The 22639-nt window shown below is 67.7% G+C and carries 18 protein-coding genes; 9 read left to right on the top strand and 9 right to left on the bottom strand.

Annotated elements, in window-relative coordinates; all coding sequences use genetic code 11:
* Window positions 1-13 precede the first annotated feature (13 nt).
* The 3 genes from OY559_RS16065 to OY559_RS16055 all read right to left on the bottom strand — a co-directional run bounded on the left by OY559_RS16065 (window position 14) and on the right by OY559_RS16055 (window position 4382).
* On the bottom strand, window positions 14-727 hold the full coding sequence (locus OY559_RS16065) for a phosphoadenylyl-sulfate reductase (RefSeq protein ID WP_277727250.1): 714 nt from the start codon (window positions 725-727) through the stop codon (window positions 14-16).
* Complete coding sequence (gene cysI / locus OY559_RS16060; RefSeq protein WP_277727249.1) at window positions 724-2427, bottom strand: assimilatory sulfite reductase (NADPH) hemoprotein subunit; 1704 nt, start codon at window positions 2425-2427, stop codon at window positions 724-726. Before cysI ends, OY559_RS16065 begins: the two co-directional genes overlap by 4 nt.
* A gap of 86 nt (window positions 2428-2513) precedes the next feature.
* Window positions 2514-4382 carry an assimilatory sulfite reductase (NADPH) flavoprotein subunit gene (locus OY559_RS16055; RefSeq protein WP_277727248.1) on the bottom strand — a complete coding sequence of 623 codons (1869 nt, stop codon included), beginning with the start codon at window positions 4380-4382 and terminating at the stop codon, window positions 2514-2516.
* Between the two features lie 205 nt (window positions 4383-4587).
* Here OY559_RS16055 and cysD point away from each other — a divergent pair, with 205 nt between their 5' ends.
* From cysD to OY559_RS16020, 7 genes are all read left to right on the top strand, one after another.
* On the top strand, window positions 4588-5499 hold the full coding sequence (cysD, locus tag OY559_RS16050; protein WP_277727247.1) for a sulfate adenylyltransferase subunit CysD: 912 nt from the start codon (window positions 4588-4590) through the stop codon (window positions 5497-5499).
* 105 nt (window positions 5500-5604) lie between these two features.
* Window positions 5605-7470, top strand: coding sequence for a sulfate adenylyltransferase subunit CysN (gene cysN / locus OY559_RS16045; RefSeq protein WP_277727246.1), 1866 nt, complete (start codon window positions 5605-5607; stop codon window positions 7468-7470).
* Between the two features lie 164 nt (window positions 7471-7634).
* Window positions 7635-8732: an efflux RND transporter periplasmic adaptor subunit gene (locus OY559_RS16040; protein ID WP_277727245.1), complete on the top strand. Its 1098-nt coding sequence runs from the start codon at window positions 7635-7637 to the stop codon at window positions 8730-8732.
* 5 nt (window positions 8733-8737) lie between these two features.
* A complete protein-coding gene (locus tag OY559_RS16035; protein ID WP_277727244.1) occupies window positions 8738-11872 on the top strand; it encodes an efflux RND transporter permease subunit in 3135 nt (1044 codons plus the stop codon).
* Window positions 11865-12413: a GNAT family N-acetyltransferase gene (locus tag OY559_RS16030; protein WP_277727243.1), complete on the top strand. Its 549-nt coding sequence runs from the start codon at window positions 11865-11867 to the stop codon at window positions 12411-12413. The genes OY559_RS16035 and OY559_RS16030 overlap by 8 nt, the downstream gene beginning before the upstream one ends.
* A 111-nt stretch (window positions 12414-12524) precedes the next feature.
* Window positions 12525-14024 (top strand): alanine/glycine:cation symporter family protein, encoded by a 1500-nt coding sequence (locus OY559_RS16025; RefSeq protein WP_277727242.1) that lies wholly within the window; start codon window positions 12525-12527, stop codon window positions 14022-14024.
* Window positions 14025-14121: 97 nt separating this feature from the next.
* Window positions 14122-14898 carry a TrmH family RNA methyltransferase gene (locus OY559_RS16020; protein ID WP_277730030.1) on the top strand — a complete coding sequence of 259 codons (777 nt, stop codon included), beginning with the start codon at window positions 14122-14124 and terminating at the stop codon, window positions 14896-14898.
* Between the two features lie 158 nt (window positions 14899-15056).
* Here OY559_RS16020 and OY559_RS16015 read toward each other — a convergent pair whose 3' ends face one another.
* From OY559_RS16015 to OY559_RS16000, 4 genes are all read right to left on the bottom strand, one after another.
* Window positions 15057-16445 (bottom strand): M28 family peptidase, encoded by a 1389-nt coding sequence (locus tag OY559_RS16015; RefSeq protein WP_277727241.1) that lies wholly within the window; start codon window positions 16443-16445, stop codon window positions 15057-15059.
* Between the two features lie 93 nt (window positions 16446-16538).
* On the bottom strand, window positions 16539-16940 hold the full coding sequence (gene mscL, locus OY559_RS16010) for a large-conductance mechanosensitive channel protein MscL (protein WP_277727240.1): 402 nt from the start codon (window positions 16938-16940) through the stop codon (window positions 16539-16541).
* A gap of 64 nt (window positions 16941-17004) precedes the next feature.
* On the bottom strand, window positions 17005-17712 hold the full coding sequence (locus OY559_RS16005; protein WP_277727239.1) for a fumarylacetoacetate hydrolase family protein: 708 nt from the start codon (window positions 17710-17712) through the stop codon (window positions 17005-17007).
* Between the two features lie 64 nt (window positions 17713-17776).
* Window positions 17777-18052, bottom strand: a complete 276-nt coding sequence (locus OY559_RS16000) for a hypothetical protein (RefSeq protein WP_142125913.1) — start codon at window positions 18050-18052, stop codon at window positions 17777-17779.
* Window positions 18053-18142: 90 nt separating this feature from the next.
* Between OY559_RS16000 and OY559_RS15995 the strand changes: the two genes are divergently transcribed.
* Window positions 18143-18466, top strand: a complete 324-nt coding sequence (locus tag OY559_RS15995; RefSeq protein WP_277727238.1) for a Rieske (2Fe-2S) protein — start codon at window positions 18143-18145, stop codon at window positions 18464-18466.
* A gap of 18 nt (window positions 18467-18484) precedes the next feature.
* Here the strand turns inward: OY559_RS15995 and OY559_RS15990 are convergent, their stop codons facing one another.
* Window positions 18485-19567, bottom strand: coding sequence for a methyl-accepting chemotaxis protein (locus tag OY559_RS15990; RefSeq protein ID WP_277727237.1), 1083 nt, complete (start codon window positions 19565-19567; stop codon window positions 18485-18487).
* Window positions 19568-20167: 600 nt separating this feature from the next.
* Complete coding sequence (gene ettA / locus OY559_RS15985) at window positions 20168-21835, bottom strand: energy-dependent translational throttle protein EttA (RefSeq protein ID WP_055940213.1); 1668 nt, start codon at window positions 21833-21835, stop codon at window positions 20168-20170.
* Window positions 21836-22050: 215 nt separating this feature from the next.
* Between ettA and OY559_RS15980 the strand changes: the two genes are divergently transcribed.
* Window positions 22051-22530: an RcnB family protein gene (locus OY559_RS15980; RefSeq protein WP_277727236.1), complete on the top strand. Its 480-nt coding sequence runs from the start codon at window positions 22051-22053 to the stop codon at window positions 22528-22530.
* Window positions 22531-22639: the final 109 nt, after the last annotated feature.

Raw genomic sequence — 22639 nt, 5'->3', positions numbered from 1 at the left:
GCCGGGGCTGCCATCAGACGTCGATGTGGATGCCGCACTCGCGCTTGAGGCCGTTGAAGCGGGTGTCCTCCTCGCGCATGCCGGGCTCCCAGCGGCGCGTGGTGTGGAAGTCGCCGATCGACACGTACCCCTGCTCCCACAGCGGATGGTAGGGCAGGCCGTGCTGCTTCATGTACTGCCAGATGTCGCGGTCGGTCCAGTCGACGATCGGGTTGATCTTCCAACGGTCCTCGCGCTGCTGCAGCACGGGTGCGTTGGCCCGGCTGGTGGCCTGGCTGCGACGCAGGCCGGTGAACCAGGTGCCCACGCCCAGTTCCTTCAGGGCACGCTTCATCGGTTCGACCTTGCGCAGGCTGTTGTACTGCTCGATGCCGACCAGGCCCTGTTCCCACAGGCGGCCGTGGCGCGCTTCCATCCAGGCGCGGCTGACCAGCGGACGGAACACCTGCAGGTTGAGCTGCAGGCGTTCGGTCAGTTCGTCGGCGAAGCGGTAGGTCTCGGGGAACAGGTAGCCAGTGTCGATCAGCACCACGGGGATGTCCGGCTTCTGCCGGGTAACCATGTGCAGCAGCACGGCCGCCTGCGCGCCGAAGCTGGAGGACATCGCGGCTTCCGCGGGGCCGTGCTTGAGCGCCCAGGTGACGCGCTGCTCCGCCGTCTGCGTTTCCAGCCACGCGTTGTGCTCGGCGATCCGGTCGGTGTCCAGGGAAAGGGCGAGGGCGCTCATGCGTAAAGGTCCGGTGCGATCTGTCGGTGGGTGGGGTAGGCGGGCAGGGCGACCACGCCACTGCGGTGCAGGAAGTCGCCGAAGCCTTCGCCATCGGTGCGTTCGCCGGCATATCGCGCGAACAGCGCGTCCAGCGTGGCGAGGATGGCGGCCTCGTCGATGTTCTCGCGGTACAAGGTATTGAGCCGTTGGCCCCGCGCATCGCCGCCGAGCATCAGGTTGTAGCGGCCCGGCGCCTTGCCCACGAGGGCGATCTCGGCGAGGTAAGGACGCGAGCAGCCATTGGGGCAGCCGGAGATGCGCAGCAGGATCGGCGCATCGCGCAGGCCATGCTTCTCAAGCAGCGGTTGCAGGCGGGCGGTGAAGTCGGGCAGGTAGCGCTCGGCCTCTGCCATTGCCAGTCCGCAGGTGGGCAGGGCCACGCAGGCTACCGCCGCGCGCTGAAGGGCCGTGCCGAGGCGCTCGCCGGCGTCCAGCCCGTGCGTCTTCACCAGCGTGTCGATGCGCTCGCGCTCGCTGGCCGGCACGCCGGCGATGACGAGGTTCTGGTTCGCCGTCATGCGGAACTCGCCGCGATGCACGTTGGCGATCTCGCGCAGGCCGGTCAGGTGTGTCGCATGTGCGGTGTTGGCGATGCGACCGGCGAACAGGTGCAGGGTCAGGTGCCAGCGGCCGTCTTCGCCTTCCACCCAGCCATAGCGGTCGCCGTTGTGCTCGAAGCGGAACGCGCGCACCGGCTGCAGCGTCACGCCACTGCGGCGTTCGATCTCGCCGACCACGGTGTCCAGGCCGTGGTCGTCGATGGTGTACTTGAAGCGCGCACGCTTGCGCAGCTCGCGGTTGCCCAGGTCGCGCTGGGTGGTGACCACGGCCGTGGCGACATCGAGCAGGTGCTCTGGCGTGATGAAGCCGACCACGTTGCCGACGCGCGGGTAGGTCTCGGCATCGCCATGCGTGGCACCCATCCCGCCCCCGATCACCAGGTTGAAGCCGGCGAGTGCTCCGTCTTCGAGGACGGCGATGAAGCCGAGGTCGTTCGCGAACACATCCACGTCGTTGACCGGCGGCACGGCGAAGCCGATCTTGAACTTGCGCGGCAGATAGGTAGCGCCGTAGATCGGTTCTTCTTCCTCGCCGCTGCCGGCCACGCGCTCCTCGTCCAGCCAGATCTCGTAGTAGGCACGGGTGTTCGGCAGCAGGTGCTCGGACAGTTTCGCGGCCCAGGCCTGCACCTCGGCATGCGCGCGCGATTCCAGCGGGTTGGCCGCGACCAGCACGTTGCGGTTGACGTCGCCGCAGGCCGCCAGCGTGTCGATCAGCGTGGCGTTGATGGCCTGCATCGTCGCCTTGAGCTCGCGCTTGATCACGCCGTGGTACTGGAAGGCCTGGCGCGTGGTGATGCGCAACGAGTGGTTGGCGTACTGCGTGGCGATGGCATCCAGCTTCAACCATTGCGCCGGCGTCACCACGCCGCCGGGCGTGCGCGTGCGGATCATGAACTGGTAGGCCGGCTCCAGCTTCTGCCGGCGGCGCTCGTCGCGCAGGTCGCGGTCGTCCTGCTGATAGCTGCCGTGGTACTTGATCAGGGTCTGGTCCGATTCGCGCAGCGCGCCGGTGACCGGATCGGCCAGACTGTCGAGCAGGCTGCCGCGCAGGCGGTTGCTCTCGGATTTGATGTCTTCGACGGAATGGTTGGACATGGGTGTTCCACTGTAGGAGCGACGTGAGTCGCGACCGGAAGGTTGCAGGTCGCGACTCACGTCGCTCCTACAAAAGCGGAGGGTCGTCAGTACACGTCGCGGCTGTAGCGCCCCTCCGTCTGCAGGTTCACCAGGTACTCGCGGGCACCGTCTTCATCCAGGCCACCGTGCTCGACCACGATGGCCTGCAGCGCCGCATGCACGTCCTTGCCCATGCCGATGGCGCCGCACACATACAGGTGCGCGCCGTTCTGCAGCCAGTCGTAGACATCCCGGCCGCGCTCGCGCAGGCGGTCCTGCACGTAGATCTTGCGTGCCTGGTCGCGCGAGAACGCCAGGTCCAGGCGATGCAGTTCGCCGCTGCGCAGCGCGTCCTGCCATTCGCTCTGGTAGAAGAAGCCTTGGTTGAAGTGCTGGGCACCGAAGAACAGCCAGTTGCGGCCGCGAGCGCCTGTCTCGGCGCGTTCCTGCACGAAGCCACGGAACGGTGCCACGCCGGTTCCCGGGCCGATCATCAGGATGTCGCGGCTGCCGTCGGTGGGTACGCGGAAGCGTTCGTTGGCCTCGATGTAGACCGGCACCTGGTCGCCTTCCTCGCGTGCGGCGAGGAAGCCGCTGGCGGCACCGCCGTGCGCATGGCCGAAGGCGTCGTAGCCCAGCACGTCGACGGTCAGGTGGGCTTCTTCGCCCACACGCTTGCGGCTGGAGGCGATGGAATAGAGGCGCGGCGCGAGTGGGCGCAGCGCGGCGACCAGTTCCTGCGCGGACCAGCCCGCCGGCCAGCGACGCAGTACGTCGATCAGCTGGTGCGTGTTGAACAACTGCGTCAGTGCGGTGTTCTGAGCGGGCGCGAGCAGCGCATTGAGTTCGTCGGCCTGCGCATGGGCGGCATGCGTGGCCAGGAAGGGACGCGACAGCCGGGTCAGCTCGCGGCGCGCGGCCAGCCACTCGCGCAGGGGCAGGGCATCGCCGCCTTCGCTGACGGTGCCGTCGCCGTCCAGCCGCAGCGCTTCCAGTACGCCATCGACCAACGCGGCGGGATTGCGGTGGCGCACGCCCAGCGCATCACCTGGCTCGTAGTGCAGGCCGCTGCCTTCCAGCGACAGTTCGATGTGACGCACGTCCTTGTCGGCGACGCCGTGTTGGCCGAAGCGCGGGCCCTTGAAATCGCGGCCGCTGATGCGCTGGTTGAGCAGCAGTTCGGCGGGGAAGGGATGCTCGTGCGACCACAGGGCCGCATGGCCGGGGCGCAGCGGCGTGACCGTGGCCAGCGGAGCGGCGCCAGCGGCCGGCGTCTTCAGCAGGTCGCGCGCATGCGCCAGTGCCTGCTCGCGCCACGGGGTGGCGACCGTCTCGATGTCGAGGTCGGCCAGGCCGGCGGCGAACAGCCGGCTGGCGCCGAGTTCGGCCAGGCGCGCATCCAGTCGGGTGGCGATGCCGCAGAAATCGGCATAGCTGGAGTCGCCCAGGCCGAGCACGGCGTACTTCAGTTCGGGCAGCTTCGGCGCGCGCTTGCCACGCAGGAATTCGACCAGGCCGATGCTGTCATCCGGCGGGTCGCCTTCGCCCTGGGTGCTGATGACGATGTAGAGCAGGCGCTCGCTGGCCAGTTCGCGCTGCGGGTACGCATCGGCCCGCAGCAGGCGGACCGACAGGCCGGCGGCTTCGGCCTGCTGGGCCAGTACTTCGGCGGCACGGCGGGCATTGCCGGTCTGGCTGCCGTAGACGATGGTCAGGCGCTGCGCGGCCTGCACGCCTTGGGCGGGAAGGATGGTCCGGGATGGCGTGACGGCGGATGCGGCTTGCGGCGCCAGCTGTGCCTGTGCCAGGCCGGCGGCGTAGCCGGAGACCCACCACAGGCTGGCGCCGTCCAGGCCGGCCACCGCCTGGGCCAGCAGCGCCCGCCGCTCCTCCGCGAGGGGAATGGGGGCAAGGACAGGCTGGGTGGCGGACATCGGCGTGGCCCGTGGGCGCGACTGGGACGACCGATGGTAGGGATGGGCACTGACCGCCAGAAAGGACGCGTGGTTATGGGCTTATGGCCGCAGCTTATTTCGCCTGCATGAGCCACCGGCCGAATACTGCCGGCCTCCCGGACCCGTTGGCGACGCCCTGCTAGGCTAGTCCGTCCGGATCCACTGCCCTCTTTTGTCTGCCTCGATGACTGCCGTACCCCGCCTGTCCCACCTCGACCGCCTGGAAGCGGAAAGCATCCATATCCTGCGGGAGGTCGCCGCCGAATTCCGCAACCCGGTGCTGCTGTACTCGGTGGGCAAGGACAGTTCGGTGCTGCTGCACCTGCTGCTGAAGGCGTTCGCCCCGGCCCGGCCGCCGATCCCGCTGCTGCACGTGGACACCCGGTGGAAATTCCGCGAGATGATCGCCTTCCGCGACCGGCGCGCCGCCGAGACCGGTGTGGACCTGCGCGTGCACATCAATCCGGACGGCATCGCCCGCGACATCGGGCCGATCAGCCACGGCGCCACCGTGCACACCGACGTGATGAAGACCCAGGGCCTGAAGCAGGCGCTGGACCATTACCGCTTCGACGCGGCCATCGGCGGTGCCCGCCGCGACGAGGAGAAGTCGCGCGCCAAGGAGCGCGTGTTCTCGTTCCGCAACGACAGGCACCGCTGGGATCCGAAGAACCAGCGCCCCGAGCTGTGGAACCTATACAACGCCCGCATCAACACCGGTGAGAGCGTGCGCGTGTTCCCGCTGTCGAACTGGACCGAGCTGGACATCTGGCTCTACATCTACCGCGAGAACATCCCGGTGGTGCCGCTGTACTTCGCCGCCGAGCGGCCGGTGGTCGAGCGCGACGGCGCCCTGCTGATGGTGGATGACGAACGCCTGCCGCTGCGCGAGGGCGAAGTCCCGCAGCAGCGCCGCGTGCGCTTCCGCACACTGGGCTGCTATCCGCTGACCGGCGCGATCGAGTCCGAGGCCGACTCGCTGGAGAAGATCATCGCCGAGATGCTGGTGACCACCAGTTCCGAACGGCAGGGCCGGGTGATCGACCACGACCCGGGCGCGTCGATGGAGAAGAAGAAGCTGGAGGGGTATTTCTGATGTTCCCGGTGATCGCCGTTGTAGGAGCGGGCCATGCCCGCGATGCGTTTGCGCGGCGTGGAAAAAAGCATCGCGCCCATGGGGCGCTCCTACAGGAGCTCCACCATGTCTGACATCTCGGATTACCTCAAGCAGCACGAATCCAAGCCCCTGCTGCGCTTCATCACCTGCGGCAGCGTGGACGATGGCAAGAGCACCCTGATAGGCCGCCTGCTGTACGACAGCAAGCGCCTGTTCGACGACCAGCTGGCCGCGTTGGAGAAGGACAGCCGCAAGCACGGCACCCAGGGCGAGCGCATCGATTACGCGCTGTTGCTGGACGGGTTGGCTGCCGAACGCGAGCAGGGCATCACCATCGATGTGGCCTACCGCTACTTCGACACGGACAAGCGCAAGTTCATCGTCGCCGACTGCCCCGGGCACGAGCAGTACACGCGCAACATGGCCACCGGCGCATCCACTGCGGACCTGGCCGTGGTACTGGTGGATGCGCGCAAGGGCCTGCTCACGCAGACCCACCGGCACAGCTACATCGTCTCGCTGCTCGGCATCCGCCACGTGGTGCTGGCGGTGAACAAGATGGACCTGGTGGACTTCGACCAGGACGTGTTCGAACGCATCGCCGCCGATTACCGTGCGCTCGCGCAGCGGCTCGGCATTGCATCGATCACCTGCATCCCGCTGTCGGCGCTGGAAGGCGACAACCTGTCCTCGCGCTCCACGCGCACGCCCTGGTACACCGGCCCCGCCTTGCTGGAACACCTGGAAAGCGTGCAGGTCGATACGCACGATACCGGCGCAGGCCTGCGCCTGCCGGTGCAATGGGTCAACCGCCCGCACCAGAATTTCCGTGGCTATGCAGGCACCATCGCGGCCGGCGAGGTGAAGCCGGGCGACGAGGTGGTGGTGCTGCCGTCCGCGCGCCGTTCGCGTGTCGGGCAGGTGCTCGGCCCGGATGGCGAAGTCGCCACGGCGCACGCCGGCCAGGCCGTGACGCTGACCCTGGTGGACGAAATCGACATCAGCCGTGGCGACGTGATCGCGGCCGCAGGCGATCCGCCGGAAGTCGCCGACCAGTTCGCCGCGCACCTGCTGTGGATGTCCGACGCGCCGTTGCTGCCCGGCCGGCCGTACTGGCTGAAGATCGGTGCGCGGACCGTTTCCGCCACCGTCACCGAGATCAAGCACCGCATCGACGTGAACACGCAGGAGCACCTCGCGGCCAAGCGGCTGGAGCTCAACGAGGTCGGCTACTGCAACCTCAGCCTGGACGAACCGGTCGCCTTCGACACCTACGCGCGCAACCGCGCGCTGGGCAGCTTCATCCTGATCGACCGCTACGACAACGGCACGGCCGCCGCGGGCACGCTGGACTTCGCGCTGCGGCGCGCGGGCAACGTGCACTGGCAGCATGTTGATGTCGACAAGGCCGCGCGTGCGCGCCAGAAAGGCCAGGTGCCGAAGGTCCTGTGGTTCACCGGCCTGTCCGGCGCGGGCAAGTCGACCATCGCCAATCTGGTGGACAAGCGCCTGCATGCGCTTGGCTACCACAGCTTCCTGCTGGACGGCGACAACGTGCGCCACGGGCTGAACCGCGACCTGGGCTTCACCGACGAGGACCGCGTGGAGAACATCCGCCGCGTGGCCGAGGTGGCGAAGCTCATGACCGATGCCGGCCTGATCGTGCTGGTCAGTTTCATCTCTCCGTTCCGTGCGGAGCGGCGGATGGCGCGCGACCGGTTCGCCGATGGCGAGTTCATCGAGGTTTTCGTCGACGTGCCCCTCGCTCTTGCCGAGGCACGCGATGTGAAGGGCCTGTACCGCAAGGCCCGCGCCGGGTTGATCCCGAATTTCACCGGCATCGATTCGCCATACGAGACCCCGGAGCACCCCGACGTGCACCTGCACGCGGGCGAGCAGGACCCGCAGGCCCTGGCGCTCCAGGTGCTGGCGAAGCTGGGCCTGGAATAACGCCGGGACCGGTCCCGCTGCGGCGGCAAGGGTCATAGGTCATGGTCGGGTGTGTGCACCGCATGCCCTTTGGCGCGTTTCCCGCACGAACTGCCGCATCCGCGGCAGCGTGTTTCACGTACGGCCGGTAGACTGCGTGAATAATGAAAATTACGGGATGGTCCATGCTCAACCGATTCGCCCCCCGCGTCCTGTTGGTCGCGCTGCCCTTCCTGCTGCTCGCCGCCTGTGGCGGCGACAAGGGCGCGCAGGCGAAGGGCAATGGCAATGCGGGCGAGCGCCCCATCCCGGTCACCACCCAGGTCGTCCAGCCGGGCGCGTGGAACGACACCCTGCAGGCGCTGGGTACGGCGAAGGCGCGTGAATCGGTCACCCTGACCGCGAAGGTCAGCGAGATCGTGCAGGACGTGCACTTCGAAAGCGGCCAGGATGTCGCCGCCGGGCAGAAGCTGATCACGTTGAAAGGCGACGCCGCGCAGGCCGCACTGGTGCAGGCCGAGGCGACCTACGCGGAGGCCGAGCGTCTTTACCGCCGGCAGAAGGAACTCGCCGACCAGCAGTTGATCGCCCGCTCCGGACTGGATACGCAGCTGGCGTTGCGCAATGTGGCCGCGGCCCGCGTGCGCCAGGCGAAGGCCGACATCGGCGACCGCAGCATCCGTGCACCGTTCGCGGGCGTGCTGGGCATCCGCCAGGTCAGCCCCGGTTCGCTGATCACCGCCAACAGCGCCATCGCCACACTCGACGACATCTCGCGCATGTACGTGGATTTCCAGATGCCCGAGGTGGCGTTGGCGACGGTCGGCGTGGGCAATACGGTGACGGCCACGGCCGCGGCGTATCCGGGCGAGACGTTCGAAGGGCGGGTGGAAACGATCGATGCGCGCATCGACGCGACCACGCGCGCCGTGACCGTACGCGCGGTGTTCCCGAATGCCGGGCGCAAGTTGCGCCCCGGCATGCTGCTGGACGTGCGCCTGTTCCGCCCCGAGCGGCAGGCACTGGTGATCCCCGAGATCGCCGTGGTGCAGGTGGGCCGTGATTCGTTCGTCTACCGCGTCAAGCCGGATGGCAGCGTCGAGCAGGCGCCGGTGACCGCCGGCGTGCGCCGCGACGGCCAGGTCGAGATCGTGAAGGGTGTCGCCGCCGGCGACCGCATCGTCATCGATGGCACCGGCAAGCTGCGCCCCGGCGTGAAGGTGGCCGACACCGCGCGGACCCCCGCGAAGCAGGACGTGCCCGCCGCCGACGGCAAGGGCTGAGCGCCATGAAACTTTCCGACCTGTCGATCAAGCGCCCCGTCTTCGCGGTGGTGGTCAGCCTGCTGCTGGTGGTGCTGGGCGTGATGTCGTTCCTGCGCCTGACCCTGCGCGAACTGCCCAACATCGACCCGCCCATCGTGTCGGTGGAAGTGAACTATCCGGGCGCATCGGCTGCCGTCGTGGAGACGCGCGTCACCCAGATTCTCGAGGACGGCCTGTCGGGCATCGAGGGCATCAAGACCATCCAGTCCAGCAGCCGCAACGGCCGCTCCGACGTGACCATCGAATTCAACCTCAGCCGCGACATTGAGGCCGCCGCCAACGACGTGCGCGACCGCGTCAGCCGGGTGATGGACCGCATGCCCGACGAGGCCGATCCGCCGGAGATCTCCAAGGTCGAGGCCGACGCCGACGTCATCATCTGGTTGAACATGCGCTCCACCGTGATGGACACGATGGAGCTGACCGACTACGCCGATCGCTACGTGCTGGACCGGCTGTCCTCGCTGGACGGCGTGGCGCGCGTGCAACTGGGTGGCGGCCAGCGCTACGCCATGCGCATCTGGCTGGACCGCGAGGCGATGGCCGCGCGTGGCGTGACCACCAGCGATGTCGAGGCCGCACTGCGGGCGCAGAACGTCGAACTGCCGGCGGGTCGCATCGAATCCGCCACCCGCGACTTCACCCTGCGCGTGGAGCGCGGCTACCAGCGGCCGGAACAGTTCTCGCAGTTGCCGTTGCGCAAGGGCGAAGACGGTTACGTGGTGCGGCTGGGCGACGTGGCGCAAGTGGAACTGGGCGCCGAGGAGCGCCGTTCCTACCTGCGCAGCAATGCCGTGCCGAACGTCGGCCTGGGCATCGTGCGCACCTCCACCGCGAACGCGCTGGACGTGGCCCGCGCGGCGCGCGCCGAAGCGGAGGTCATCCAGCAGACCCTGCCCGAAGGCACCGAGATCTTCATCGCCTACGACAGCACCACCTTCATCGAAGCCTCCATCGAGCGCGTGTACTGGACGCTGGGTGAGGCGATGGTGCTGGTGTTCCTGGTCATCTGGCTGTTCCTGGGCAGCCTGCGCGCGGCGCTGATCCCGGCCGTGACGGTGCCGGTGTGCCTGATCGCCGCCTTCATCGCGCTGTACGCCTTCGGCTTTTCGATCAACCTGCTCACGCTGCTGGCGCTGGTGCTCTGCATCGGCCTGGTGGTGGACGATGCCATCGTGGTGCTGGAGAACGTGCAGCGCCGCGCGGACCTGGGCGAGCCGCCGCTGGTGGCGGCACGGCGCGGCACCTCGCAGGTGGCATTCGCGGTGATGGCCACCACGGCGGTGCTGGTGGCGGTGTTCCTGCCCGTGGGCTTCATGGAGGGCAACACCGGGCGCCTGTTCCGCGAGCTTTCCGTCGCCCTCGCGGCGGCGGTCGCCATCTCGGCCTTCGTCGCGCTGACGCTCACGCCGATGATGTCGTCCAAGCTGGTGCGGCCACATACCGAGCCGCGTGGGCTCAATGCGTGGACCAACCGCACGCTCACCCGTGTCAGCGACGGTTACGCGCGGCACGTCGAACGGCTTGTCGCCCTGCCGGGCAAACGCATCCTCGCCATGGTGCTCGTGGCGATGGCGGTCTGCGGCATCGCCATCGTCGCGCTTGGCCTGCGCGTTCCCAGCGAACTGGCGCCGGCCGAGGACCGCGGGCGCTTCTTCGTGATGGTCGATGGCCCGGAGGGTGCCGGCTTCGACTACATGGTCGGCCAAATGCAGCAGGTCGAGAAGATCGTCATGGCGCAGGTGGGCGGGGACAAGCCCGTCGACCGCGCCAACTCGCGCACGCCGCGCGGTTTTGGCGGCAGCGAGGAAATGCACACCGGCCAGGTGATCGTGTTCCTGCACGACTGGCACGAGCGCGATGTGGCCACGGACGACGTGGTGGCGCAGCTGCGCGGCGAGTTGTCCAAGCTGCCCGGCGTACAGGCGCGCGCCAACGTGCCCGGCGGCCTGGTCGGCAGTCGCGGCCAGCGCTACCAACTGGTGCTGGGTGGCCCGGACTACGCCGAGCTGGCGCAATGGCGCGACCGCATCCTGCAGCGGCTGGAATCCAACCCGGGCATCCAGGATCCGGATTCGGACTACAAGGAAACGCGCCCGCAGATGCGCGTGAACATCGACCGCGACCGCGCCGCCGACCTCGGCGTGTCGGTGCAGGAGATCGGCCGCACACTGGAAACGATGATGGGGTCGCGCCAGGTGACCACCTACGTGGACAGTGGCGAGGAATACGACGTCATGCTGCAGGCCGGCCGCGAGCGTCGCGCCAATCCCGAGGACCTGGCGAACACCTACGTGCGCGGCGGCAATGGCGCGCTGATCCCGCTGTCCAACCTGGTGACGCTGAGCGAGATCGCCGAACCTGGCAGCCTCAACCGGTTCAACCGCCTGCGCGCGATCACCATCAGCGCCGGTCTGGCGCCCGGGTACAGCATGGGCGAGGCGCTCGAATGGACGCGCCAGGTCGTGGAGGAGGAACTGCCGGATTACGCGCAGATCGACTGGAAGGGCGAGTCGCGCGAGTACCAGGAAGCCGGTGGCGCCATCCTGCTGACTTTCACCCTGGCGCTGCTGATCGTGTATCTGGTGCTGGCGGCGCAGTTCGAGAGCTTCATCCATCCGCTGGTCATCATGCTGACCGTGCCGCTGGCGGTGCTCGGCGCGCTGATCGGTCTCTGGGTCACCGGCGGCACGCTGAACCTCTTCAGCCAGATCGGCATCGTGATGCTGATCGGCCTGGCGGCGAAGAACGGCATCCTGATCGTCGAATTCGCCAACCAGCTGCGCGACGACGGTGCGAACGTGGCACGCGCCATCGCCGAATCGGCGCGCGTGCGCCTGCGCCCCATCCTGATGACGTCGGTGGCCACGGTGATGGGCGCGGTGCCGCTGGTGCTCTCCGGTGGCCCGGGTTCGGCCAGCCGGGCGACCATCGGCATCGTGGTGATCTTCGGCGTGACCTTCTCCACGCTGCTGTCGCTGTACGTGGTTCCCGCGTTCTACGCACTGCTGGCGCCCTACACGCGCTCGCCCGAAGCCGTCGCGCACGAGCTCAGCAAGCTGGAAGCGGAAACCCCCTCCGTGGGCGGCCATGGCTGAGTCCGGCGGACGTCCGTTCGCCGGCGTCTGTCTGGAGGGCGGGGGATTCGCGCTGCGGGCATGGCGGCACGATGACCTGGACGCGCTGGTGCTTCATGCGGATGACCCGCTGGTGCCGCGCGGGTTGAGCGACCGCTTCCCGCATCCTTATACACGCGCGGATGGCGAAGCCTTCCTTGCCGGCCGCGTGGTCGATCTCGACCATCCCGTGCTCGCCATCGAGATCGGCGGCGAGGCCTGCGGCGGCATTGCGGTGCGTCCGCGGCTGGGCGAGAAGGCGCACGGCGCCGAACTGGGCTACTGGCTGGGGCGCCGCCATTGGGGGCAGGGATACATGACCCACGTGGTCGCGGTCTACCTGGACTGGGTGGTGCCAGCGCTGGAACTGCGCCGGGTCGAGGCCAACGTACTGGACGTCAATCCCGCCTCGGCACGCGTGCTGGAGAAGAACGGGTTCCAGCAGGAAGGCGTGCGCCGGGCAGCCGTGCGCAAGCCCGACGGCCTGCACGACCTCCGGCTTTTTGGCCGCATCTGGCCCTGAATCCACACCGGGACTGCGCAGCGGCGCAGGTTACGGGTATCTTTCAGGGACCTGGCAGCGTTCGGCCGCCGCTTTCCCGTACCCCGCACCAACGACCGGAGACTCATCCCCGTGGAAGCCTTTTTTGCCTGGTTGAACGGCATCATCTGGAGCAACGCGCTGATCGCGCTGTGCCTGGGTGCCGGCCTGTGGTTCACCGTCCGCACCCGCGTCATGCAGGTGCGCGGTTTTGCCGAGATGTGCCGGCTGACCGTCACCGGGCAGAAGTCGGATGCCGGCGTGTCCTCGTTCCAGGCCCTGGCCATCTCGATGGCCGGCCGCATGGGCATCGGCAACATCGCCGGCGTCGCCACCGCGATCGCCTATGGTGGACCGGGTGCGGTGTTCTGGATGTGGGTGATGGGCTTTCTGGGTGCGTCGACCTCGTACATCGAGTGCACGCTGGCCCAGATCTACAAGGAAAAGGACGCCGAGGGCCGTTACCGCGGCGGTCCCGCCTACTACATCGAGAAGGCGATGGGCCTGAAGTGGTACGCAGTGACCTTCGCCGTGGCCACGGTCATCGCCACCGGCCTGCTGCTGCCCGGTGTACAGGCGAACGCCATCGCCGACAGCGCCAGCAACGTGCTGTGCGGCGCCGCCGGTTGTGAAGCGGTAGGCGGCGTCGGTGCCCTGAAGCTGTGGATCGGCCTGGGCGTGGCGGCGGTGCTGGCGCTTATCATTTTCGGCGGCATCAAGCGCATCGCCACGTTCGCCGAGATCGTGGTGCCGTTCATGGCGCTGGCGTTCATCCTGATGGCGGTGACGGTCATGATCGTCAATGCCGGCAAGGTGCCGGCGATGTTCGCCGACATCTTCTCCAGCGCGTTCGGCGCGCACGCCGCGTTCGGCGCGATCATCGGCCAGGCCATCGCCTGGGGTGTGAAGCGTGGCATCTACGCCAACGAGGCCGGCCAGGGCACCGGCCCGCACGCCGCCGCCGCCGCCGAGGTCTCGCATCCGGCCAAGCAGGGCTACGTGCAGGCATTCGCGATCTACTTCGACACCATGCTGGTGTGCACGTCGACGGCGTTCCTGCTGCTGTCCACGGGCATGTACAACACCTTCAGGACGGTCACCGAGAACGGAAAGGACACGCTAGTCGCCATCGTGTCCGGCGTTCCCGGCCTCCAGCCCTCCGAGGGCGCGCAGTTCACCCAGGCGGCGGTGGAATCGGTGCTGCCGGGCTGGGGTGCGGGCTTCGTGGCGCTGGCGCTGTTCTTCTTCGCCTTCACCACCATCATGGCCTACTACTACATGGCCGAAACCAACCTGACCTACCTGGCCGGCGTGAAGAAAACGCATCCGCTGGCGACACTGCTGCTGCGCCTGGGCATCGTGGGCATGGTGGTGTTCGGCGCGTACCACAATGCCGCGATGGCGTGGACGCTGGGCGACATCGGCGTGGGCCTGATGGCGTGGCTGAACGTCATCGCCATCCTGATCCTGCAGAAGCCGGCGCTGATCGCGTTGCGCGACTACGAGCGGCAGAAAAAGCTGGGGCTGGACCCGACCTTCGATCCGGACGCGCTGGGCATCCGCAACGCGCACTTCTGGAAGAAGCAGGCCTGACGTGAGCAATCCCTGGAACAACCGTCCGCCGCGTCCGCCGCGTCCGCCCGGTGCACCGGATCGGCGGCGACCGCAGCGCACGCAGGACGAGCGTCCCGTGCGCGAGCAGGCGTCGCGGGACGAGCGCGTCACGGGCGCGGCCCGCAGTGAGTTGCGACTGTATGGCCTCAACGCCGTGCACGCGGTGTTCGCACGCCGTCCCGAGGCCATCCGCAAGGTCTACCTGACCGAGTCGCGCATCCCGGCGTTGAAGCCGTTGCTGGCGTGGTGCGTCAAGCAGCGCGTCGGCTATCGGGTGGTGGAAGAGGGCGACCTGGACCGCCTGGCCGCCAGCACGCACCACGAGGGCGTGGTGGCCGACGTGTTGAAGGTCGAGCCGGTGCCGATGTCCGACTGGCTGCGCGCGCTGCCGGACGGCAGGCCCGTCGCGGCGCTATGGCTGGACGGCGTGGGCAATCCGCACAACTTCGGTGCGATCCTGCGCTCGGCCGCGCATTTCGGCGTGGCGGGCATCCTGCTACCTCGCGAGTCCACGCTGGCGTTGTCCGGCGCGGCGGCGCGCGTGGCCGAAGGCGGTGCCGAACGGGTGCCGCTGGTGCGCATGGGGCAGGCTGACAATGCGGCCGCCCAGCTGCGCAACGCGGGCTTTTCGCTGGCCGCCACGGTCGTGCGCGGCGGCGATGACCTGTTCGCGGCGAAGCTGCCGCCGCGACTGGTGTACGTGATGGGGGCGGAGGGCGAGGGCATGGATGCACGCCTGGCCGATGCCTGCGATATGCGCCTGTCGATTCCCGGCACGGGTGCTGTCGAAAGCCTCAACGTCGCTGCCGCGACCGCGGTGTTCCTGGCGCAGTGGAAGCAGCGCAACGGCTGAAATGGTGGAGCGAGGCGCCGCAATCAGGTGTGGGAGCGACGTGAGTCGCGAAGATCGGCGCCGGCATCTGTGCCGGCCGATGATGGGCGATAGAAGCGGCTGAGCCATGTGGCGGCACCGATGACCCGTCGCGACTCACGTCGCTCCCACAACTGACTCTATTCCTTCAGGCGGCTGCCGAAGTCGCCCTCGGCTTCTGCCGCCAGGTATGCGAACACCGTGTACGCCGCCACGTTCTGCGCCAGCGCGGCCGGGTCGATCTTGTCCAGTGTGTCGTCGGCGTTGTGGTGCAGGTCGAAGTAGTCGCTGCCATCCTGCGCCAGCCATGCCCACGCCATGCCCTTCGCGGCGAATGGACTGATGTCCGGGCCCGCGCTGCCCTTGCCGGGCGCGTACTCGATGCCCAGCGGCGCCAGCGCCTGTGCGATCTGTTCGGTGGCCTTGCGCGCGTGTTCCGGCGCGCCGGTATTGAAGGCGTAGATGCGGCCCGCGCCGAAGTCGCTTTCGGCGGCGATCTGGTGGCGCGTGATGTCGCCCAGGTGCTTCTCCGCATACGCCTTGCCACCGTAGAGACCCTGTTCCTCGTTGGCGAACGCGATCACGCGGATGGTGCGCTTCGGCGCCTGCTTCAGCTGGCCGATCAGATGGCCGGCGGCCATGGTGATGCCGATGCCGGCGCCATCGTCGATCGCGCCGGTGCCCAGGTCCCACGAATCCAGATGGCCGCCGATCACCACGACTTCCTTCGGCAGGCTGCGCCCGGTGATCTCCCCAATGACATTGTGCGAGGTGTACTCGCCGTCCCAGCCGCAATCCAGCGCGAGCGACACGCGTACCGGGCCGCGCTGCAGCAGGCGCGCCAGCTGGTCGGCATCGGGAATGGTCAACGACGCCGATGGAACCGGCGTCAGTCCTTCGTCGAAGCGCGTGATCCCGGTATGCGCGACGCGGTGGTTATCGGTGCCGGCTGAGCGCATCAGAAAGGCGATGGCGCCCTTGCGGATCGCCGCCGACGGTCCCTTCGAACGGATCGCGCCACCGTTGCGGTAGTCGCTGCCATCGCGCGCAGCCTTCATCGGATAATCGACGAAGGCGATCTTGCCGGCCAGCGAACCGTCCGGCGCCGCCTCCAGCGCGGCGAGATCGGCGAAACGGACGATCTCCGCTTCCACCTTGCCTGCCGGGCTTCCGCCCAGGGCGGTGATCGTCAGTGGCTGTGCGTGCGCCCCGAGTACCGCCGCGCTTTCGCTGCGGCGCACCCACTTCGGGAACGTCACCGGTTCGAGCCACACCTTGTCGAAACCCAATGCCTTGAACTTCGTCTCCGCCCATGCGACCGCTTTCGCATCCGCGTCGCTGCCGGCCAGGCGCGGGCCGATCTCGGTGGTCAGCGATTCGACGACCTTCCAGCCCGTATCGTCGGCCAATGCCTGTTCGCGCAGCGATGCGGCGGTGGCGAGCGAGGACTCGGGAATGCGCGTCTCGCGCGCGAAGGCAACGGAGGGAATGGCAAGGGCGAGGGCCAGCAACGACGGAACGAGGTGCATGGGGTGTCCCGGAAAAGACGAAGCCGCGAGCTTAACAGCCCGCGGCTCCCTGATCGCTTTGCCGATGTTGCGGTTCGGGAAAGCTGTGTGCCGCTATTTCTTCAGCGCGTCGCGGATCTCGCGCAGCAGCACGATGTCTTCAGGCGTGGCGGCTTCCGGTGCCGGTGCGCGGACGCGGTTGTAGGCCTTCAGGAACAGGAAGATCACGAAGGCGATGATCAGGAAGTCGATCGCCGTCTGCAGGAAAGCGCCGTACTTCAACAGCAGCGCCGGCACGATCTCCTTGCCCGCCGCATCCACTTCGGCAGCGCGCAGCGTCACCGCCAGGTCGCTGAACTTCACGCCTCCCATCATCAGGCCGACCAGCGGCATGACGATGCCGTCGACCAAGCTGCTGACGATCTTGCCGAAGGCCGCGCCGATGACGACGCCCACGGCCAGGTCGACCACGTTGCCGCGCGACACGAATTCCTTGAACTCGCTGATCATGCCCATCCCATGTCCTCGTCAGTCGGCGCCGACACGCCATCGGCGCCGACTATATCGCACGCGCCGCCGATCAGCCGGTAACGCGGCCGCGCAGCTCCACCACGCCATCGAGTGTGGCAACGAACGCATCGCCGGGGACCAGCGCGGCCACACCGGCCGGGGTGCCCATGAAGACCAGGTCGCCGGCTTTCAGGGCGTAGAGCGTGGACAATTCGTGCAGGATGTCGGGCACGTCCCAGATGAGGTCGTGCAGCGCGCCGTGCTGGCGCACTTCGCCGTTGACCTGCAGCGTGAGCGTGCGATCTTCCAGCCCTCCGACATCCGCCGCGTGGACCAGCTCACTGACCGGGGCGGAGTGATCGAATCCCTTGCCGGTGTCCCAGGGCAGGCCCTTGGCCTTGGCCGCGCCTTGCAGGTCGCGGCGCGTCAGGTCCAGGCCGACGCCATAGGCGATCACCAGCGCCTTGGCGGCCTCGGGAGCGAGTGGACCGGGCGCCGCATCGGCGCCCAGTGCGACGACCAGTTCCACTTCGTGGTGCAGATCGCGCGTGCCCGGCGGGTAGGGGATATCCGCATTCCCGGTGACGATCGCGTCGCCCGGTTTGTGGAAGAACACGGGGCTACCGCGCTCGGCCTTCGAAGCGGGTGCGGTCGCGCCCATCTCGCGCGCGTGGTCGGCGAAGTTGCGACCCACGCAGAAGATGCGGCGCACCGGGAACGTGCCGCCACCGCGTACCGGAACGCGAGGTACGGGCGGGGCAGGGATGATGTCGGTCATGTCGGCGACCCGTGGGAGGTGGCCGCAGAGTTTAGGCGGGAACGCGGGCGCCCCGCCAAGGCACTCAGTGCGAGAGGGGCAATACCGGCTTGCGGACCACGCGATACTCCGCATCCACAACCCGTGCATCGCGGGCGTTGGGCTTGCCGCGCTGGCGCAGGAGTTTGTATGCCAGGCCGCCGGCGATCATCGCGGCACCGACGAACACGCTGAAGAACACCAGCACCCCGAGCAGCAGCACGCCCAGCAGACCCAGGCCGACCCGCAGCAGCGGATGGCGCGGCTTGCGCGGGGCGAACACATGGCGGAAGGCGTTGAACTGGAAATGGCGTGCGTACATGGCGTTGCGTCGTGACAGAATGCGGCCGGAGCCGGTACGCGCAGTATCGGATGACCGTTTCATGACCGTGTGAGGACTTCGTTAAGCGACATGCGACTGAGCGCACTGAATGACATCGCCAATGGCGGTTTCGCCGAGGTAGAAGCCATGATCGGCGACGATGCCGAGTCGTTGATCCTGCATCGCGATGGCGACGAGGTGCGTGCCTGGCTCAATGTCTGTCCCCACGCAGGCAGGCGGCTGGACTGGGCGCCTGGTCAATTCCTCAAGAGCAAGGACGGCCACCTTGTCTGTGCCGCCCATGGGGCTTCGTTCGAACTCGCGCGCGGTGATTGCGTCGCCGGGCCCTGCCGCGGCGATTCGCTGCGTGCCGTCGCCGTGCAGGTGCGCGACGGCGAGGTGTGGCTGGACTGAGTTGCTGCTGCGCGGACGTCAGTCCACGCCCTGCAGGATCACGCAATGCCAGCCCGTGCGGTACGTTTCATAGCCGGGTGAGGCGGCCTGTGCCACGCAGTGCGTGCGGCCGTCGATGGAGATGTCGATCGCCCCGCGGGGCTGGGCGAACAGGGGCGCACGGCCAGGGAAATCGAGCCGCGGGGCATCCGCGCCGGCCTGCGTATCGGCCAGCAACCGGCCCTGCGCATCGACGATGCAGACCCGGCTGCGGCGCCATTCCGCTTCCGACAACGGCGTCCGTTCCACGATGGTCTGCGCCAGCGCATCCCAGCGGAACACGATGCCGAGCACGCCCAGCACACGTCCCTGTACGCGACCGCCTTCGCGCACCGTGCAGGCGTAGACCAGCACGCGCTCACCGCCCGCGAGCGTGCTCGCATGCATGGACTGGAAGCCGAACTCTTCGCCATTGCGCGTGGCCATGGCCGATTGGAACCAGTCCTGTTGTGCCACCGAATGACCGGCTGACGGGTACTGGCGTGGACGGCCATTCGTCAGCACGTTGCCTTGCAGGTCGGTGAGCACGAGGTCGAAATAGACCGTGTAGGAATCCAGTATCTGGCCGAGCCGCTGGCTGGCATGCGCGAGCGCCGCCGGCTGCGGGTCATGTGCGGCAGCGACGATCGCCGCATCGGTGGCCCACCAGCGCACATCGCAACTCCGCTCGTACAGGTTGCGATCGATCAGGTCGATGTTGGCCAGCGCCAGGTCGGTCAGCCGGGTACGGCGCACGTCGGTCTGCAACTGGTCCAGGCGCCCGCGCAGGTCGGTGCTCGTGCGGGCCGCCATGCGGTCGATCTCCTGGGCGGTGTCGCTGACCCGGCGCGACAGCGTATCCATCTCTTCGGCGATCACGCCGAAGCTGCGGCCTGCGGTGCCGATGCGCACCGCCTCGATGCGTGCATTCATCGAGATGATGCGGGTGATGCGGTTGATCTCGTCGATCTTCTGCAGCGATTGCCGCAGTTGCTTCAGCAGCGCGTCCGACAGCCCCGATACGGACTGTATGTGGTCGTCGATGCCGGCGTCGTCGGTGGGGGCGGCGGCGCGTGCGTTCATGGAGCTCCTAATGGGAAAGGGAAGGGCAGGCGCGACGCAGGTGCTTGCGGCAGCGTGAAGTCGGTTCCGTTGTTGAGGCGCTATCGGCGCGCACGGCGAACGCTTTAATCTGCACCGTCGCGGTGCGTGTTGTCCCCCGGATGGGGCGATTGCGGTGTCTCGTCTTGGACGCGTGTCCAGCGTTGGCCCAAACCTTGCGGCCCCGGGCAGGGGACCCGTGTGTGACGTGAGCAAATGCATCGGCTGTGGCTGCAGCCCTGCTGTCTGCATGGGCGGCCACGTCCAGGTCGATCAGTGACTGCATGAGCGCCTGTTTCGCAGTAGCGGCGGTTCCCGCTTCCGTCAGAAGCGGAGGCGCCCCGGCTGGCCTCTCATCGCGCCGGTTCGTTGAACCATCCGGCATGGCGGGTGGCAGCCGCATTCCTGACCGTCCAGACCTTCGTCGACTCGTCGGTCGTGTCGCTGCTGCAACGCGGGGCCGCGGGTTGAACGCGCAGACCGGGCGCGCGGCAGCCGGCCACAGACGAGAACGCCGGCACTGGGCCGGCGTTCTCGTTGGGCAGGATCAATGACGGGCGCGCACCGTTGCGCGCGACCGCATCACTTCAGCGCCTTGAACCGCAAGCGGTGCGGACGGGCGCCTTCTTCGCCCAGGCGACGCTTCTTGTCTTCCTCGTACTCGCGGTAGTTGCCCTGGAAGAACTCCACGTGCGAGTCGCCCTCGAACGCGAGGATGTGCGTGGCAATGCGGTCCAGGAACCAGCGGTCATGCGAAATGACGAAGGTATTGCCGGGGAACTCCAGCAGCGCATCTTCCAGCGCACGCAGGGTTTCGATGTCCAGATCGTTCGACGGTTCGTCGAGCAGCAGCACGTTGCCGCCCTGCAGCAGCGTCTTGGCCATGTGCAGGCGGCCGCGTTCACCGCCCGACAACGAGCCGACCAGCTTCTGCTGGTCCTGGCCCTTGAAGTTGAAGCGGCCGATGTACGCGCGCGACTGGATCTCCACGCCGTTGATGTTGAGGATGTCCAGGCCGCCGGAAATCTCCTGGAAGACGTTGTGGTTGCCTTCCAGCTTCTCGCGGCTCTGGTCCACGTAGGCCAGCTGCACGGTCGGGCCGGTGGTGATGGTGCCGGAGTCCGGTTTTTCCTGGCCGGTGATCATCTTGAACAGCGTCGACTTGCCCGCGCCGTTCGGACCGATGATGCCGACAATCGCGCCACCCGGCACCAGGAAGCTCAGGTTGTCGATCAGCAGGCGGTCGCCGAACTTCTTCGAGACGTTCTTGAACTCGATGACGTTGTTGCCCAGGCGCTCGCCCGGCGGGATGAAGATCTCGTTGGTTTCGTTGCGACGCTGGTAGTCGACCGACTGCAGTTCTTCCAGGCGGGCCAGACGGGCCTTGCCCTTCGAGCGGCCGCCCTTGGCGTTCTGGCGCGACCATTCCAGCTCCTTCTGGATCGCTTTCTGCCGGGCCTTTTCCTGGTTGTCTTCCTGCTTCAGGCGCTCGTCCTTCTGCACCAGCCAGTCGGTGTAGTTGCCTTTCCACGGAATGCCGCGGCCACGGTCGAGTTCCAGGATCCATTCGGCGGCGTTGTCGAGGAAGTAGCGGTCATGGGTGACGGCCACGACAGTGCCGGTGTAGCGGGCGAGGAACTGTTCCAGCCATTCGACGGATTCGGCGTCCAGATGGTTGGTCGGTTCGTCGAGCAGCAGCATGTCCGGCTTCTGCAGCAGCAGGCGGCACAGCGCCACGCGGCGCTTCTCGCCGCCGGACAGCTTGCCGACGATGGCATCCCACGGCGGCAGGCGCAGCGCGTCGGCGGCCACGTCCAGCTGGTTTTCCAGCGTGTGCGCGTCGCCGGCAGCGAGGATCGCCTCCAGACGCTCCTGCTCCTTGGCCAGCGCGTCGAAATCGGCGCCTTCTTCGGCGTAGGCGGCGTACACGGCTTCAAGGGCGGCCTGCGCCTGCAGCACGTCGCCCACGCCTTCCTCGACGGCCTGGCGGACGGTGTGCTCCGGGTTGAGCTCCGGCTCCTGCGCCAGGTAGCCGACCTTGATGCCGGGCTGCGGACGGGCTTCGCCTTCGAAGTCCTTGTCCACGCCCGCCATGATCTTCAGCACGGTGGACTTGCCTGCGCCGTTCAGGCCCAGCAGGCCGATCTTGGCGCCCGGATAGAAGGACAGCGAGATGTCCTTGATGATCTGCCGCTTGGGCGGGACCACCTTGCTGACCCGGTTCATGGTGTAGATGTATTGCGAGGACATGCAGGCTCCGGTACGCAGGCCCCGGCGCCCGGCCGGGGACGGCGGACGAGGAGGCAAATTGGGAATGCGCCGATTATAGCCGTTCCGGCCCGACCGACCGCTGGCTGAATACGTTCCCTCAACCTGTCTTTGACACGGCCGTAACCGTTTTCCAGCGGGAATCGGTTCAGATGCGATAGGCATCATGGGCTCACGTGCCACACAGAGGGGTTTCCATGAACACCAAGCGCCTTTTCCAGAGCCTGGCCTGTGCCGTCCTGGCCTTCGCCGTCACCGCCCCCGTGCTTGCACGCGACAATGATCGCGGTCGGGACCGGGACCGTTCGCACCACTATGACCGTCGCGACGACCGCCGTGACGATCGCCGGGATGACCGTCGCGAATGGCGTGACGACCGCCGCGACCAGCGTCAGGCCTACCGTCACGGCTACCATGATGGCCGCCGTTACGACGACCGTCGGTACTACGCGCCGCCGCGCGTCGTGTACCGCCCGGCCCCCAGCTACCACCGTTGGGCGAGGGGTCAGCGCTACCGCGATCACTACCGTGGCCCGGTCTACGTGGTGAATGACTACAGCCACTACCACGTGCGTCGTCCGCCCCGCGGTTACCACTGGGTGCGTGACGATCGCGGCAACCTGCTGATGGTCGCCATCGCCACCGGCATCATCGCCGACCTGCTGCTGCATCACTGAGCCAGCAGGCCCGATGCCCCGAAAAGCGCGCTCCGGCGCGCTTTTCGCTTTCAGGGGTCGGGTGGCAGCGGCCGGTACGGCTTCGTCCGAGGGGTCCCCGGCGGGCTAC

The sequence above is a fragment of the Pseudoxanthomonas sp. SE1 genome, from assembly GCF_029542205.1.
Classification (GTDB): Bacteria; Pseudomonadota; Gammaproteobacteria; order Xanthomonadales; family Xanthomonadaceae; genus Pseudoxanthomonas_A.
The sequence above is the reverse complement of the archived record's forward strand: the minus strand, read 5'-3'. Positions and strand labels throughout refer to the sequence as shown.

Excerpts from the sequence above, each read along its gene's own strand:
- ettA (WP_055940213.1), bottom strand. The coding sequence starts at position 21,835 with ATGTCCTCGCAATACATCTACACCATGAACCGGGTCAGCAAGGTGGTC.
- OY559_RS15980 (WP_277727236.1), top strand. The coding sequence starts at position 22,051 with ATGAACACCAAGCGCCTTTTCCAGAGCCTGGCCTGTGCCGTCCTGGCC.
- OY559_RS16015 (WP_277727241.1), bottom strand. The coding sequence starts at position 16,445 with ATGCACCTCGTTCCGTCGTTGCTGGCCCTCGCCCTTGCCATTCCCTCC.
- cysN (WP_277727246.1), top strand. The coding sequence starts at position 5,605 with ATGTCTGACATCTCGGATTACCTCAAGCAGCACGAATCCAAGCCCCTG.
- OY559_RS16000 (WP_142125913.1), bottom strand. The coding sequence starts at position 18,052 with ATGTACGCACGCCATTTCCAGTTCAACGCCTTCCGCCATGTGTTCGCC.
- OY559_RS16035 (WP_277727244.1), top strand. The coding sequence starts at position 8,738 with ATGAAACTTTCCGACCTGTCGATCAAGCGCCCCGTCTTCGCGGTGGTG.
- cysI (WP_277727249.1), bottom strand. The coding sequence starts at position 2,427 with ATGTCCAACCATTCCGTCGAAGACATCAAATCCGAGAGCAACCGCCTG.
- cysD (WP_277727247.1), top strand. The coding sequence starts at position 4,588 with ATGACTGCCGTACCCCGCCTGTCCCACCTCGACCGCCTGGAAGCGGAA.
- OY559_RS16055 (WP_277727248.1), bottom strand. The coding sequence starts at position 4,382 with ATGTCCGCCACCCAGCCTGTCCTTGCCCCCATTCCCCTCGCGGAGGAG.
- OY559_RS16065 (WP_277727250.1), bottom strand. The coding sequence starts at position 727 with ATGAGCGCCCTCGCCCTTTCCCTGGACACCGACCGGATCGCCGAGCAC.
- mscL (WP_277727240.1), bottom strand. The coding sequence starts at position 16,940 with ATGGGCATGATCAGCGAGTTCAAGGAATTCGTGTCGCGCGGCAACGTG.
- OY559_RS16030 (WP_277727243.1), top strand. The coding sequence starts at position 11,865 with ATGGCTGAGTCCGGCGGACGTCCGTTCGCCGGCGTCTGTCTGGAGGGC.
- OY559_RS15990 (WP_277727237.1), bottom strand. The coding sequence starts at position 19,567 with ATGAACGCACGCGCCGCCGCCCCCACCGACGACGCCGGCATCGACGAC.
- OY559_RS15995 (WP_277727238.1), top strand. The coding sequence starts at position 18,143 with ATGCGACTGAGCGCACTGAATGACATCGCCAATGGCGGTTTCGCCGAG.
- OY559_RS16005 (WP_277727239.1), bottom strand. The coding sequence starts at position 17,712 with ATGACCGACATCATCCCTGCCCCGCCCGTACCTCGCGTTCCGGTACGC.
- OY559_RS16040 (WP_277727245.1), top strand. The coding sequence starts at position 7,635 with ATGCTCAACCGATTCGCCCCCCGCGTCCTGTTGGTCGCGCTGCCCTTC.